General features: G+C 73.5%; 12 protein-coding genes. All 12 read left to right on the forward strand.

The window, feature by feature from the left end; genetic code table 11:
- Positions 1 to 34 precede the first annotated feature (34 nt).
- Positions 35 to 1,573 carry a PLP-dependent aminotransferase family protein gene (locus ACN260_RS10395; RefSeq protein ID WP_422755754.1) on the forward strand — a complete coding sequence of 513 codons (1,539 nt, stop codon included), beginning with the start codon at positions 35 to 37 and terminating at the stop codon, positions 1,571 to 1,573.
- Between the two features lie 181 nt (positions 1,574 to 1,754).
- On the forward strand, positions 1,755 to 2,969 hold the full coding sequence (locus ACN260_RS10400) for a 3-deoxy-7-phosphoheptulonate synthase (protein WP_422755755.1): 1,215 nt from the start codon (positions 1,755 to 1,757) through the stop codon (positions 2,967 to 2,969).
- 45 nt (positions 2,970 to 3,014) lie between these two features.
- On the forward strand, positions 3,015 to 5,096 hold the full coding sequence (gene pabB / locus ACN260_RS10405; RefSeq protein ID WP_422755756.1) for an aminodeoxychorismate synthase component I: 2,082 nt from the start codon (positions 3,015 to 3,017) through the stop codon (positions 5,094 to 5,096).
- Complete coding sequence (locus ACN260_RS10410; protein ID WP_422755757.1) at positions 5,083 to 7,017, forward strand: FAD/NAD(P)-binding protein; 1,935 nt, start codon at positions 5,083 to 5,085, stop codon at positions 7,015 to 7,017. Before pabB ends, ACN260_RS10410 begins: the two co-directional genes overlap by 14 nt.
- On the forward strand, positions 7,014 to 8,444 hold the full coding sequence (gene pcaB / locus ACN260_RS10415) for a 3-carboxy-cis,cis-muconate cycloisomerase (protein WP_422755758.1): 1,431 nt from the start codon (positions 7,014 to 7,016) through the stop codon (positions 8,442 to 8,444). Before ACN260_RS10410 ends, pcaB begins: the two co-directional genes overlap by 4 nt.
- A gap of 26 nt (positions 8,445 to 8,470) precedes the next feature.
- Entirely contained in the window at positions 8,471 to 9,499 is a 1,029-nt protein-coding gene (locus ACN260_RS10420; protein ID WP_422756681.1) for a nitronate monooxygenase, read from the forward strand.
- A 26-nt stretch (positions 9,500 to 9,525) separates the two neighbouring features.
- Positions 9,526 to 9,750 (forward strand): tautomerase family protein, encoded by a 225-nt coding sequence (locus ACN260_RS10425; protein WP_088647261.1) that lies wholly within the window; start codon positions 9,526 to 9,528, stop codon positions 9,748 to 9,750.
- A gap of 32 nt (positions 9,751 to 9,782) precedes the next feature.
- Positions 9,783 to 10,745, forward strand: a complete 963-nt coding sequence (gene cysK, locus ACN260_RS10430; protein WP_422755759.1) for a cysteine synthase A — start codon at positions 9,783 to 9,785, stop codon at positions 10,743 to 10,745.
- 29 nt (positions 10,746 to 10,774) lie between these two features.
- Positions 10,775 to 12,064 (forward strand): ATP-grasp domain-containing protein, encoded by a 1,290-nt coding sequence (locus ACN260_RS10435; protein ID WP_422755760.1) that lies wholly within the window; start codon positions 10,775 to 10,777, stop codon positions 12,062 to 12,064.
- Positions 12,065 to 13,327 (forward strand): hypothetical protein, encoded by a 1,263-nt coding sequence (locus tag ACN260_RS10440; RefSeq protein WP_422755761.1) that lies wholly within the window; start codon positions 12,065 to 12,067, stop codon positions 13,325 to 13,327.
- The gene (locus ACN260_RS10445; protein ID WP_422755762.1) at positions 13,324 to 14,691 is read left to right on the forward strand and encodes an MFS transporter; all 1,368 of its coding nucleotides are present in this window, start codon (positions 13,324 to 13,326) and stop codon (positions 14,689 to 14,691) included. The genes ACN260_RS10440 and ACN260_RS10445 overlap by 4 nt, the downstream gene beginning before the upstream one ends.
- Positions 14,691 to 15,362, forward strand: a complete 672-nt coding sequence (locus ACN260_RS10450) for a TRM11 family SAM-dependent methyltransferase (protein WP_422755763.1) — start codon at positions 14,691 to 14,693, stop codon at positions 15,360 to 15,362. Before ACN260_RS10445 ends, ACN260_RS10450 begins: the two co-directional genes overlap by 1 nt.
- Positions 15,363 to 15,364: the final 2 nt, after the last annotated feature.

Here is a 15,364-nt window from a genome sequence, read left to right on the forward strand (position 1 = left end):
TCCCGGCCGCGCCCGATCGGGCAAGGACAAATGCATGCCACGTGAGTCTCCCGCGCTGCCGGGAAGCGGTTTCCTCATCGACCGTGATTCGACGGCGCCGCTCTACCAACAGTTGTACGAACAGTTACGGTGGAGCATCGAGGCGGGTCAACTCACCCCGGGCACCCGACTGCCGGCCACCCGTACCCTGGCCAAGGAGTTGGGGGTTTCCCGCAACACCGTGCTGGTGGCCTACGACCGGCTGCTGGCCGAGGGTTATCTCGACGGCCGGGTGGGTTCCGGCACCCGGGTGGCCACCCGGCAGAGCGTGCGGGAGATGGAGTCCCAACTGCCCCGCCCGGCCACCAAGACCCCCCTGCGGATCACCCGGGCCGCCCGCCGGATGGCCGAGGCATCGGCCTACTTCACCCCGGCGCACGACCAGCTGCGCTACCCGGACCGGCCGTTCACCCTCGGCATGCCCGCCCTGGACCTCTTCCCGTCGAAGGTCTGGGGCCAGATCATGTTCAGCAAGTCGCACCAGCTCACCAGCGCCCTCTACACGCACCGCGATCCGGCCGGCTACTGGCCGCTGCGCAAGGGCATCGCGGCCATGCTGGGGCTGATGCGGGGCGTCCGGTGCACCCCGGAACAGGTGATCATCCAGCCGAGCGCCCAGATCGCCGTGCACGTGATGGCCCTGACCCTGCTGGAACCGGGGGAGAGGGTCCTGGTGGAGGACCCCGGCCTGCAGGCCATCCGGGGTGCCCTGCACTCCGCCGGCGCGGACACCTGCCCCGTCCCGGTCGACGCCGAGGGCATGTGCGTGGCCGTGGGCAGGGCCCGTTACCCGGACGCGCGGATGGCGGTGGTGACGCCCAACAACCAGTTCCCCCTGTCGGTGCGGATGTCCGCCGCCCGCCGGGCCGAGGTGCTCGCCTGGGCCCGGGACAACGACGCCTGGATCATCGAGGACGACTACGACGGCGAGTTCTGGGCGGAGAATCCCGGCCCGCCGCTGCACCAGGGCGACGAGGACGGGCGCGTCATCTATGTCGGGACCTTCAGCAAGGTGCTGTTCCCCGGGTTGTGCCTGGCCTATCTGGTGGTCCCGCCGGATCTGGTCGACATCGTCACCGAGGTGCAGCGGGCGACGGTCAACTCACTCAACATCCTCACCCAGGCGGCGCTCGCGGAGTTCATCGAGGCGAATCACCTCGCCCGGCACGTCCGTCGAATGCGCGACGTCTACCGGGAACGCGGCGACATTCTCGTCGGCGCGCTGCGGGGCCGGCTCGACGGGTTCGTCACGATCGACACCGCCCCACGGGGCACCCATCTGGTCGCCAGCCTGCCCGACACCGCCGACGAACAACGCCTGGCCCGGCTGGGTCGGGAGGCGCGGTTGCGGGTCTATCCACTGTCGTCGTTCGGCGACGAACTCGAAGGGATCGGTCGGGGCCTGGTCCTCGGTTACGCGGCCACCCCACCCGAGAAGATCCTCTCCGGCGTGACCCGCCTGACGGCGGTTGTGGAGCAGTTCACCGGTCGTTCGCATTCGAACAACCGGGCTGCATTGAGGAAGAGCGTATAAGTAGTCCCGGCCGGGCCAAAGGTCCATGTAGCCAAATAGTCAGGTGCCAATCCCAGTGGTACTAGCGAGATGGCGTACATGGCCCTGTGCCAATCGTCTCCCCCGCCTATACGGTCCGTACCGGATCGCGGCGCCTTCTTCGGTGACCGGGCCGCCCCGAAGAATACAGGGGGAGAGACTTATGCCATCACCACAGCTTCTCGTACGGCGCCCCGAGGCGCCCACCACCGACAGCTGGAGTCCCGCCGGTTGGCGGACGCTGCCCATCGCGCAGCAGCCGACCTGGCCGGACCGGGACGAGCTCGACGCTGTCGCCGACTACCTGTCCGGCCTGCCCGCGCTGACCGAGGTCGCGGAGATCAGGCGGCTGAGTGAGGACATCGCCCGCGCCAGCGCGGGTGAGGCGTTCGTGCTCCAGGCCGGCGACTGCGCCGAGCCGCTCGGCATGGCCGCCACCACCTCGGCACGGGCCAAACACCTGGCCATCACGGCCCTCGGCGAGCGCCTGGCCCGCGAGCTGCGCCGCCCGACCATCGGCGTGGGGCGGCTCGCCGGCCAGTTCGCCAAGCCCCGCTCGGAGCCCTTCGAGGCGGTCGACGGCCAACTGCTGCCGGTGTTCCGCGGGCTGATGGTCAACGAGCCGGAGGCCACCGCCGCCGCCCGCCAGGCCGACCCGTACCGGCTGCTGTCCTGCTACTACACCGCCCGGCAGGTGGTCGCGGAGCTGGCGGCGGCCGGCAGCGGCGTACGGACCAGCCACGAGGTGCTGATCCTCGAGTACGAGCAGGCGCTGACCCGCCTCGACGAGGCCAGCGGCGAGTGGTTCCTGCGCTCGACGCACCTGCCCTGGGTGGGTGAGCGCACCCGCGCGGTCGACGGCGCCCACCTGCACTTCCTGGCGGGACTGGGCAACCCGGTCGCGGTCAAGGTCGGCCCCGGCGCCACGGTCGACGAGGTGCTGCGGATCTGTGCCCTGCTCGACCCGCACCGCCGGCCCGGCCGGCTCACCCTGATCAGCCGGATGGGTCACCGCAAGATCGCCGACCACCTGCCGTCGCTGGTCCGGGCGGTGGCCGACGCCGGGCACCCGGTCGCCTGGATGTGCGACGCCATGCACGGCAACACCGTCCGCGGTGCCGGTGGGGTGAAGACCCGCCACCTGGACGCCATCGTGGACGAGTTGACCACCTTCGTCGAGGTGCTGCGCAGCCACGGCCGGGAGCCGGCGGGCCTGCACCTGGAGATCGCCGCGGACGACGTCACCGAGTGCGTCGGCGCGGGCGTGGTCGACGACAGCCAGCTCGGTCGCGCGTACCGGTCGCTGTGCGACCCGCGGCTGAACCACGAGCAGGCCGACGCGGTCGTCGACGCGCTCGTCGCCGCGATGCACCGCTGAACACCAGTCCCCACACACCTCGTGACCCGAGCGGAGGAGGCATCAGTGCGTACCCTGCTGGTCGACAACTACGACTCCTACACCTACAACCTGTTCCAGCTCATCGCCGTGGTCAACGGCGTCGAGCCCACCGTCGTCCGCCACGACGACCCGGCCGTGGCCACCCTGGATCTGCGCCGGTTCGACAACGTGGTCATCTCGCCCGGACCGGGCCGACCCGACCGGGAGAAGGACTTCGGCTTCTCCGCACAGGTCATCGCGGAGTCCCCGGTACCGGTGCTCGGCGTCTGCCTGGGCCACCAGGGCATCGCCTCGGGGCACGGCGCGGCCGTGCACTCCGCGCCCGTACCCCGGCACGGGCACCTGGCGTCGATCACGCACGACTCCGAGGGCCTGTTCGCCGGCATCCCGCAACACTTCACCGCCGTGCGCTACCACTCGCTGTGCGTGTCGGACCTGCCCCCGGAACTGGTCGCCACCGCCTGGGCCGAGGACGGGGTGATCATGGGGCTGCGGCACGTCGACCGGCCGATGTGGGGACTCCAGTTCCACCCCGAGTCGATCTGCACCGAGTACGGGCAGACCCTGCTCGGCAACTTCCGCGACCTGACCCGGGCCCACCAGGCCCGGGAGAGCATCCAGGTGGCCGCCCCGCCGCCCATCGCCGCGCCGACGCACCAACTGCACGTGCGCACCCTCGGCTGGGAGACCGACGCCGAGCAGGCGTTCACCCGGTTGTTCCGGGACTCGACCCACGCCTTCTGGCTGGACAGCGCCCGGGTCGAGGAGGGACTGTCGCGTTTCTCCTACCTCGGCGACGCCTCCGGGCCGCTGTCCGAGGTGGTCCGCTACGACGTCGGCACCGGCGCGGTAGAGGTCACCACGGCGGCCGGCGCCCCGACCCGGGTGCCCGGCACCATCCTGTCCTACCTCCAGCAGCGGCTGGCCGGCATCCACCTCGACTCGTCTGCCCTGCCCACCGACCTGACCTGTGGCTACGTGGGCTACTTCGGCTACGAGCTGAAGGGTGACCTGGGCGCTGCCGGGCCGCACCGCGCCGACACCCCGGACGCGTACTGGATCTTCGCCGACCGGTTCGTCGCGGTCGACCACCGGGACCGGCAGACCTATCTGGTGGCGCTGTCCGACGGCAGCGAGGGCAGCGACGACGCGGCGCGGGACTGGGTCGAGGCCGTCGTCGAGCAGCTCACCGCCATCCCCGAGGCGGGACCGGTCACCCCGCTCACCCCGCCGCCTGTCGACACCAGCTCGCTCGTCACGTCGCTGGAACGCGACCGCGAGCAGTACCTGGCCGACATCGCCGCCTGCAAGCGGGAACTGGTCGCCGGGGAGAGCTACGAGATCTGCCTGACCAACGGGCTGCGCCTGCCGCGCCCCCGCGACGGGTTCGCCTTCTACCGGGCCATGCGCCGGTACAACCCGGCGCCCTACTCGGCCTACCTGCGGCTGGGCGACATCGAGGTGGCCTGCTCCTCCCCGGAGCGCTTCCTGCGGCTGACCGCCGACCGGGTGGTCGAGACCAAGCCGATCAAGGGGACCGCGCCCCGGCACCCCGACCCGACGGTCGACGCGGCGCTGCGCGACGAGCTGACCACCAGCGACAAGACCCGCGCCGAGAACCTGATGATCGTCGACCTGCTCCGCAACGACCTCGGCCGGGTGTGCGAGGTCGGCAGCGTCACCGTCCCCAAGCTGATGCAGACCGAGTCGTACGCGAGCGTGCACCAGCTCGTCTCGACCATCCGGGGTCGGCTGCGGGCCGAGGCCACCGCCGTCGACTGCGTCGAGGCGTGCTTCCCCGGCGGCTCGATGACCGGGGCGCCGAAGCTGCGGACGCTGGAGATCATCGACGGGCTGGAGACCACCGCCCGGGGCATCTACTCCGGTTCGCTGGGCTTCCTGAGCTGCAACGGCACCGCCGACCTCAACATCGTCATCCGCACCGCGGTGCTGTCCGGCGACGGCATGCGGGTCGGCGCGGGCGGGGCCATCATCCTCGACTCCGATCCGGAGGGGGAGTTCGACGAGATGCTGCTGAAGGCCGCCGCCCCGTTGCGCGCGCTGCTCAGCGGCGGCTACCGGGAGGACGTCGATGTCTACCAGTGATCCGCTGTCGGTGTGCATCGTCGGCATGGGGCCCCGTGGGCTCTGCGTGCTGGAGCGCCTGGTCAGCAACGCCGCCGCCGACCCCGACCGGCCGGTACGCGTCGACGTCGTCGACCCGTACCCGCCCGGGGCGGGCCGGGTGTGGCGGGCCGACCAGTCCGACCGGCTGCTGATGAACACCGTGGCCTCCCAGGTGACCGTGTTCCCCGACCCGACGGTGGAGCTGGCCGGCCGGCTCCGCGAGGGCCCCAGCCTCTACGAGTGGGCCCGGTTCCAGGTGCTGATGGGCGACCTCGGCCGGTTCCCGGCCGACGTCGCCGAGGAACTGCGCGTGGTGGGACCCGACACCTACTCCACCCGCCGGCTGTTCGGCCACTACCTGGCCTGGGTCTACCGGCGGGTGGTCGACACCGCACCGGCCAACGTCACCGTCCGCGCCCACGCCACGGTCGCCGTCGCGCTGTGGGACGAGTCCGACGGCCGGCAGTGCGTGCAGTTGCAGACCGGCGACCGGCTCCCCGGCCTGGACGCGGTGGTGCTGGCGCAGGGCCACTACCCGGTCACCCCGACCGCGCAGGAGCAGACGCTCGCCGAGTTCGCCGTCGAGCGGGGGCTGACGTACATCCTGCCGGCCAACCCGGCCGACGTGGACCTGTCGATGGTGCGGCCCGGCGAACCCACCCTGCTGCGCGGGCTCGGGCTCTGCTTCTTCGACTACCTGGCGCTGCTCACCGAGGGACGCGCCGGCCGCTACGTCCGCGCCGACGACGGCCGGCTGACCTACCTGCCGTCCGGGTTGGAGCCGCAACTGCTGGCCGGCTCCCGCCGGGGCATCCCGTACCGGGCGCGGGGGCGCAACGAGAAGGGTGCACACGGGCGGCACGAGCCGCGGGTGCTCACCGTCGCGCTGGTCGAGCGGCTGCGCGCGGCCGGTGACGGGACCGCGATGGACTTCATGACCGACCTGTGGCCGCTGATCGCCAAGGAGGTGGAGACCGCCTTCTACGTGGCGGTGCTGCGTCGGGCCGGTTGCCGTGGCAAGGCCCGCCGGTTCGAGGCCGAGTACCTCCAGGTGCCCCGGGGCGACGCGCGGGAGGACGAGATCCGTCAGCGCTTCGGGATCACCGAGCGGTGGGACTGGGACACGGTGCTGGACCCGGCCCGGGGCGAAACCTTCACCGGGTCGGCGGCGTTGCAGGAGTGGATGCTGCGCTACCTCGACGAGGACGCCCGCACGGCGGACGAGGGCAACGTCAGCGGTCCGCTCAAGGCGGCCATGGACGTCCTGCGCGACCTGCGCAACGAGGTCCGCCTCGCCGTCGACCACGGCGGTCTGCGGGGTGCCTCGCACCGTGAGCACCTGGACCGCTGGTACACCCCGATGAACGCCTTCCTCAGCATCGGTCCCCCGGCCCACCGGGTCGAGCAACTGGCCGCGCTCATCCGCGCCGGTGTGCTGCGGATCGTCGGGGCCGAGATGCGGGTGACGCCGTGCCCCGAGCAGGCCGGGTTCCTCGTCGAGTCGCCCCGCACGCCGGGGAGCCGGGACGTGGTGACCGCCATGATCGAGGCACGGCTGCCGGAGGTGGACCTGCGGCGTACCGCCGATCCGTTGCTCGGCTGGATGCTCGCGCACCGGTCCTGCGCGCCGCACGTGGTGCCCGACCGGGAGGCCGGGCCGCACGTCACCGGCGGACTGGCGGTGACCGGCCGGCCGTTCCACCCGGTGTCGGCGGCCGGCGAGCGACACACCCGTCGGTTCGTGTTCGGGGTGCCCACCGAAGGCGCACACTGGGCCACCGCGGCGGGCGCGCGGCCGGGAGTCAACTCGGTGATGCTCGGCGACGCGGACGCGATCAGCCTGTCGGTGCTCGCCCTCACCGCGCAGGCGGCAACCACGACGGGAGCGGTGACGACATGACCGAAGGCTTCGACCACGGGCTGCTCAGCCCCAGCAGCGCCGGCCGGGGCATCGAGAACGCCGTCCGGGACCGGGCGGTCCTGCAGGCGATGCTCGACGCGGAGGCCGCCCTGGTGCGGGCCCAGGCCCGGCTGGGGGTGGTGCCCCGGGAACACGCGGACACCATCACCGCCGTCGCCGACGCCCGCCGGGTCGACCTCGACGCGGTGGCCCGCCGGGCGACCGAGACGGCGAACCCGGTGGTGGCGGTGGTCGCCGCGCTCACCGAACTGGTCACGGCGCTGGACCCGGCCGCCGCGGAGTACGTGCACCGTGGCTCCACCAGTCAGGACATCCTGGACACCGCGCTGATCCTGGTGGCGGAGCGGGCGTTGCGGGTGATCGACGCGGACCTGGCCGCGACCGCCGACGCGCTGGCAGCCCTCGCCGACCGGCACCGGGGCACGCCGCTGGCCGGCCGGACCCTGACCCAGCACGCCGTGCCGACCACGTTCGGCCTGAAGGCGGCGACCTGGCTCTCCGGCGTCCTGGACGCCCGGCAGGCGGTCAACGCCCTGCTCACCGAGGGGCTGCCGGTGCAGCTCGGCGGGGCCGCCGGCACCCTCGGCGCGTACCTGGAGTTCGCCCGGCTGGCCGGGGACACCGACGACGGTTACGCCGAGAAGCTGATCCACGCCTTCGCCGGGGAACTGTCCCTGGCCGAACCGCACGCGCCCTGGCACACCGTACGTACGCCGCTGCACGCCGTCGCTGGCGTCCTGGGCCTCACCACCGGCGTGCTCGGGGCGATGGCGGCGGACGTGCAGGTCATGGCGCGTACCGAGATCGGGGAGCTGGCCGAGCCGACCGGCCCGGGACGCGGGGTGTCCTCGGCGATGCCGCACAAACGCAACCCGGTGCTGGCCACCCGGATCCGGGCGGCGGCCACCCAGGTGCCGATGCTCGCCGCGACCGTCGCGCACTGCCTCGTCGCCGAGGACGAACGCCCCGGCGGGGCCTGGCACGCCGAGTGGCAGCCGTTCCGGGAGGCGTTACGGCTGGCCGGCGGGGCCGCCGACGCGGCGGCCGAGCTGACCGCCGGGTTGACGGTGTTCCCCGACCGGATGCGCGCCAACCTCGACCTCGCCGGGGAGTTCATGGCCTCGGAACGGTTGGCCGTGCGACTCGCCCCGCTGCTCGGCAAGGCGGTGGCGAAGGAACTGCTGACCACCCTGACCGGTCGGGCGGTGCAGACCGGCCAGCCGCTGTGCGACCTGGTGGCGGCCGACCCCCGGGTCACCGCCGTCCTCGACCCGGCCGAGATCGCCACCCTGCTCGACCCGGCCGGCTACGTCGGCGCCGCCGACCTGCTGGTGGACCGGGTCCTGCACCGCCACCGGACGGTCGGCGCGCGGTCGACCCCCGCGACCGAGGGCCGGCGGCCGTGAGCGGGCCGGGCCCCCTGGCGCGACCGGTGGTCGGCGCGCCGATGGCGGGGGGAGTCAGCACGCCCGCCCTCGTCGCGGCCGTCGGCGACGCCGGGGGGCTCGGCTTCCTGGCCGCCGGCTACCTCCGTCCGGCGGACCTGGCGGCCGACATCGACCGGGTCCGTCGCAGCACCACCGCACCGTTCGGGGTCAACGTCTTCGTGCCGGAGTCCCGACCGGTGGACCGGGCCGCCGTCGCGCGGTTCCGCGAGGCGTTGCTGCCCGAGGCGACCCACCGGGGGGTGACCCTGCCCGAGCCGCCCGAGCGGGACACCGACCACTTCGCCGACAAGATCGAGGTGGTGCTGGCCGCGCGGGTGCCGGTGGTCAGCTTCACCTTCGGCTGCCCGTCCCGCGCGGTCGTCGACCGGCTGCACGCCGCCGGGTCGCAGGTCGTCGTCACGGTCACCGATGTCGCGGAGGCGCTGGTGGCCGTCGCGGCCGGGGCCGACGCGCTCTGCGTGCAGAGCGCCGACGCCGGCGGGCACCGGGCGAGCTTCACCTCCGAACGTCGCCCCGACCCGCAGCCGGGCACGGCCGAACTGGTCGGCGCGGTCCGGCGGGCCGTCGCGGTGCCGCTGATCGCCGCCGGGGGGATCACCGGCCCGGCGCAGGTCGACGCGGTGGTCGCGGCCGGCGCGTCGGCGGTGCAGGTCGGCACCGCGCTGCTGCTGACCCCGCAGGCCGGCACCCATCCGGCGCACCGGGCCGCGCTGACCGAGCCCGGCCGCCCCGGCACCGTCGTCACCCGGGCCTTCTCGGGCCGACCGGCGCGGGGGCTGCGCAACCGGTTCGTCGACTCCTTCGACGCGCTGGCCCCCGCCGCCTACCCGCAGGTGCACCACCTGACCAAACCGTTGCGCGCGGCGGCGGCGGCCCGTGGCGACGCCGAGCACATGGCGCTCTGGGCCGGCACCGGCTACCGGTCGGCCCGGCCGGAGCCCGCCGGTCGGGTGGTCGCCCGCCTCGCCGCCGCAGTGGCCGCCGCGACCCCACCGCACCCCGCATCCCGTTGACCAGTCGTATTCCCCAGGAGGACCCGATGCCGCACATCAACATCAAGTTTTTCCCGGTCGACCTGCACCGGGACACCGAGCAGCAGCTCGTCGACGAGCTGACCGAGGCCGTCACCACCGCCTTCGGGTGCAGCCCGAACGTGGTGTCCATCGCCCTGGAACCGGTGGAGGAGCAGCGCTGGCAGGCGCAGGTCTACCAGCCGGAGATCGTCGAACGGCAGCACCTGCTGCGCAAGGTGCCCAACTACTGACACCCCGGCCCCTTGAGGAGGTGGAGACCGCCATGGCGCAGCCGACCCGTACCCTCGCACCGAGACCGTTACCCAGCATCGCCGACGGCATCGACGACCTCGTCGGCAACACACCGCTGTTGCGCCTGCCCGTCGAGCACCGGGCACCCGGTGCGGAGGTGCTGGCGAAGCTGGAGTGCGCGAACCCGGCCGCCAGCGTGAAGGACCGCGCGGCGCTCTACATGCTCCGCGCGGCGGAGGCCGACGGGCGGCTGCGTCCCGGCGGCGTCGTGGTGGAGGCGACGTCGGGCAACACCGGCATCGCGTTGGCCGCCCTGTGCGCGGCGCGCGGGTACCGCTGCATCATCGTGCTGCCGGACAACGCCACCCCGGAGCGGATCGGCCTGCTGCGCCGGTTCGGCGCCGACGTGGTGCTGACCCCGCGTGAGGCGCGCTACCAGGGCGCGGTCGACAAGGCCGAGGAGATCTGCGCGATGACCCCGGGCGCGTGGTTCGTCCGGCAACACGACAACGACGACAACCCCCGGGCCCACCGGGAGACCACCGGCCCGGAGATCTGGGCCGACACCGGCGGCCGGGTCGACATCCTGGTCTGCGGGGTCGGCACCGGCGGCACGCTCAGCGGCACCGCCGGCTACCTCAAGGAGCGCAACCCCGCGCTGCGGGCGGTCGCGGTGGAGCCGGCGGGTTCGCCGCTGCTGTCCGGGGGTACGGCCGGCACCCACGCCATCCCCGGTTTCAACGGCGGGTTCGTCGCCCCCACCACCGACCTGAGCCTGATCGACGAGGTCGTCACCGTCACCGACGACGAGGCGGCGCAGACGAGCAGCTGGCTGGCCCGCCGCGTCGGCGTCCTCGCCGGGGTGTCCTCCGGGGCGGCCACCCACGTGGCGCTGCGGGTGGCCCGCCGGCGCGACAGCGTCGACAAGCGGATCGTCGTCATCCTCCCCGACACCGGGGAGCGCTACCTGAGCATGTGGTCGGAGCGTCCGTGAGACGCCGGAGATTCGAAGGGGACGGTCCCGTGCGGACACTGCTACTCGTCGGTGGCGTCGACGACACCGCCGTCGCGGCGAAGGAACTGGGTCTGCGGGTGCTGCTGCTCCAGCACCCCACCAAGATCACCGAGCGGCAGCGGCAGGTGGCCGACGTCGTGGAGGTGCTGGACTACACCGACTGGACGCTCACCGCGCCGGTCGTGACCCGGCTGCACCAGCGGTGGCGCATCGACCAGGTGGTGTCGCTCACCGAGCCGGGCCTGGACATCGCGGCCCGTGCCCGGGACCTGCTCGGCCTCGACGGCACCAGCTACCCCGTGTCCCGCCGGTTCCGGGACAAGCTGGCCATGCGCCGCCACCTGGTCCGCCGCGACGCCGGGGCGGTCGCGGCGGCGCCCCTGCGCGACTTCGACGACCTGCGCGCCTTCGGCGTCCGGCACGGGTACCCGTTCGTGGTGAAGCCGACCGCCGCCACCGCCAGCATCGGGGTGTTCCGGGTCGACGACCCGTCCGGGCACGAAGCCGTGTGGGAGCAGGTGTGCCGGCTGCGGGGGACCCGCACCGACCGGGTGTCGACCCTGCTGGTGCTCGACGACTTCCTGATGGAGGAGTACGTCCACGGCCGGGAGTTCAGCGTCGAGACGTTCAGCTTCGCCGGCCGGCACGTGGTCGTCACGGTCACCGAGAAGATGACCGACCCGGGGCACTTCGCCGAACTCGGCCACGCCGTGCCGGCCCGGCTGACCGAGGACGCCTGGGACCGGGTCGGCGAGTGCGTCGGCACCTTCCTCGACCATCTGGGTTTCACCGACGGCCCCTGCCACACCGAGGTCCGCCTCAGCGGCACCCGGGCCCGCATCATCGAGGGCCACCACCGCTACGGCGGCGACGCCATCGGCGAACTGGTCCGCGCCGTGTACGGCATCGACCTGGACCGGCTCGCCGTCGGCTGGCCGTTCCGCCTGGTCGACCCGTTGCCGGACAGCCCCGCGCCCCGGGGGGCGGGCTGTGTGCGTGCCGTCGTCGGCCCACCCGGTCGGGTGCTGTCCGTCGAGGGGGTGCAGGAGGCGGCCCGCCAGCCCGACGTCCTGGCGGTCCGGATCAGCGCCCGGCCCGGCGACGAGGTGCGCCCGCTGCGGGACAACTGGGACCGGCTCGGCCTGGTCGCCGTCACCGGCCCCACGGTCGCCGCCGCCGCCGAGCGGGGTGCCCGGCTCGTCGACGAGTTCATCCGCATCCGCATCCGCGACGACCGGGGTGTCGAGCACCTGGCCCGGGTCGCCGAGGTGCACCAGCTGACCGGGGCGGTGGGGTAGGTGAGCGTGCTGATCCTGCACCGCAATCCGCTGGAGCCGTTCCCGTACCGGGACTGGCTGGCCGACCACGACCGGCCGGCGGTGGTGATCGCCGCCCGCGACAAGATCGAGTCCTTCGGCGAGCAGGTACCGACCGACACCCTCGGCCTGGCCCACCTGGAGGTGCTCGACCACTACGACCGGGACGTGGCGGCCCGTGCCACCGCGCTCGCCGCCCGCCACCGGCCCCGGCACGTCGTCGCCCTGCACGAGGCGGACCTGGAACTCGCCGCCGAGCTGCGGGTCCGCTGGGGGTTGCCGGGCCCCCGACCCGCCGACATCCGGCCGTTCCGCGACAAGCTGCTGATGAAGCAGCGGGCGACGGCCGCCGGCATCGAGGTGGCCCCGCACGCCCTGGCGGCCACGGCCGGGCAGGTACGGGCCTTCGCGGCCGACCACGGGTACCCGGTGGTGCTCAAGCAGCGGGCCGGCTACAACTCCGTCGGGTTGCGCATCGTGCGCTCCGCCGGGGACCTGGACGCCCACCTGGACGAGCTGTACCGCGACGGCGACCGCGACGACCTGCTCGTCGAGCGGTTCGTGCCCGGCCGGATGTGCCACGTCGACGGGTTCGTCCGGGCCGGCCGTACCGTGCTGGCGTGGCCGTCGCAGTACCAGTACGACCTCGCCTCGTTCGGCAGCGACCCCGGCCCGCGCATCGACGTCACCCTCGACCCGGACGACCCGCTCACCGGGCGGCTGCTCGACCTCGTCGACCGGGTGCTGGCCGCCCTCACCCGCCGCCCCGGCGGCCTCACCGACCACGCCTTCCACGCGGAGGTGTTCCACACCCCCGACGACCGGCTGGTGCTCTGCGAGATCGCCTGCCGCAGCGGCGGGGCGAAGATCCGCGAGGTGTTCGAGGTGATGTTCGGTGTCAACCTGGCGGAGGCGGAGCTGCGTACCCAGTTGGGGCTGCCCGTACCGGTGCTGGACCGGCTCACCGGCGACGCCCGCCCACGTCCGCGCAGCATGTCCGGCCAGATGCTGATGATGAAACGTCCCGGGCTGGTCCGCACGGTGCCCAGCCCGCCGACCGAGCCGTGGGTACGCCGGTTCTGGTGCTGGGCCCGACCCGGGCAGGTGATCCCGCCGGCCGCCGGGTCGGCCGACTTCCTCACCGCCGCCGTCGCCGCCGCCCCCACCCGGGGCGAGTGCGAGGCGCGGCTACGCCGGCTCGGCGACCGGGTCGCCGCGCAGATCCAGATCGGGGAGGCGTCGTGACCGGCCGGGGAGTCCAGGCCCGCTACATGACGGCGATGGTGATCGACGCCACCGGTAGCGGCATGTACCTGCCGCTGTCGCTGATCTACTTCCAGCACAGCACCGGCCTGTCCGTCGGGCGGGTCGGCGCGATCGTCAGCGCGGCGGCGGTGCTCGGCCTGATCGCCAACCCGCTGACCGGGGTGCTCGTCGACCGGTTCGGCGCACGCGCCGTGGTGGTGGGCGGCTACCTGCTGCGCGCCGCCGCGTTCGCCTGTTACCCCCTGGTCGACTCGGCGGGGCCGCTGTTCCTGGCCGTGCTGGTGGTGGCGTTCGGTGACGTGTCGTTCTCCCCGTCGGTGCACTCGCTGGTCGCGGAGATCGCCAGCGGCAGCGCCCGGGACAGGCTGATCGCCGCGCAGCGGAGCCTGCGCAACGCCGGGCTCGGCGCGGGTGGTCTGCTGGCCGGGGCGGCGCTCACGGTGCGGGCCGACCGGGCGTTCACCGTGATCGTGCTGACCAGCGCGGTCGCCTTCACCGTCGCGGCCGGGCTGATCCGCGCGATCCCCGTGCAGCGTCGGTCCGGCGGCACCCCCCGTACGACGCAGGGTCGGGGCTACCGGCTGGTGGCCCGCAACCGCCCGTTCCTCGCCCTCACCCTGCTCAACGTGCCGACCGCGTTCGGCTACATGGTGCTTTCGGTGAGCCTGCCCGTCTACGTGACGCTGCACCTGGGGCAGCCGCCCTCGCTCGTCGGTGCGCTCTACGCGGTGAACACCATCGGCATCGCGGTGGCGCAGATCCCGGTCACCCGGGCGTTGACCCGGTTCCGCCGGTCGAGGGCCGTTGCGGCCGGGGCCGGCGTGTTCGGGCTGTCGTTCGTGTCGTTCGCGGTGCTCGGCGCGACGGCCGGCGGGGCGGTGCTGCTGGCCGGCGTGTTCGCCGCGACCGCGCTGTTCACCGTCGGGGAACTCCTGCACGGGGCGACCGCGTCCGCGCTGGTGGTCAACGCGGCCCCCGAGCAGACCCGGGGCCGGCACCTCGCCGTCTACCAGTTGTCCTGGGCGGTGCCGGGCGCGTTGGCGCCGGCGGTGCTGACCGCGCTGCTGTCGCTGTCGCCGACCGGCATGTGGCTCGTGCTGGCCGCCGGTGTGGCCGTGTCGGCCCTCGGCGTGCTGCGCCTCGAATCCCACCTGCCCCCGGCGGCGGTCGGGGCCCCGTCCACACCGGAGACCACCGACGGGCCGACCCCGCCGCCACCCGGGGACACCCCTCCCGGACCCCACGGCGGTCCCGCCGCTGCTGATCCCCCCGGTGGCGCGCCCGCCGCCGGTTCCCCCGACGGTCGCGACGCCGACCTCGTACGAGTCAGGGAGAGTCACTGATGGGAGTTGCCAGCTGGGTGGTCCTCACCGGCGACGATCCGCGGCACGCGCCACCGGCAGCCGCCGGCCAGTGCGGCTGGGTGAGTCAGATCGCCCCTCTGATCACCGAGTTCAGCCGGCCGGGGGACCTGGTGTTCGACCCGTTCGCCGGGTGGGGGACCAGCCTCGTCGCGGCCTCGGTCACCGGCCGGCGCGGCATCGGCCTGGAGATCTCCCCGGACCGGGCCAAGCAGGCGGCGCGTCGCCTGGAGGCGTACCCCGGCCAGGTGGTGATCTGCGGTGACGCCCGCCGGCCCCCGGTGCCCGACCGCAGCGTCGACTTCCTCGTCACCGACCTGCCCTACTTCGGCACCGCGCTCGACACCGACTCCCCGGTCGACGGCCAGTTCTACGCGCTGCGCGACTACTCCGCCTACCTGACCGCCCTCGACCACGCCTTCCACGCGCTGGCCCGGGTGCTCAAGCGGGGCGCGTACGCGGTCGTCGCGGTGCAGAACCGGCGGGTCGCCGACCGGTTCGTGCCGCTGGCGTGGGACGTCGGCCGGGTGCTCGGCGGTCACCTCACCCTCGGCGACGAGCGCATCCACCTCTACCCGCGCCCGGTCACCGAGGGGGACCCGATGGTCAACAACCGGGCGCACGAGTACCTGCTCGTCGCGCGGAAGCGGTAGCC

The organism is Micromonospora sp. WMMD708, assembly GCF_049315245.1.
GTDB classification, from domain to species: Bacteria; Actinomycetota; Actinomycetes; order Mycobacteriales; family Micromonosporaceae; genus Micromonospora; species Micromonospora wenchangensis.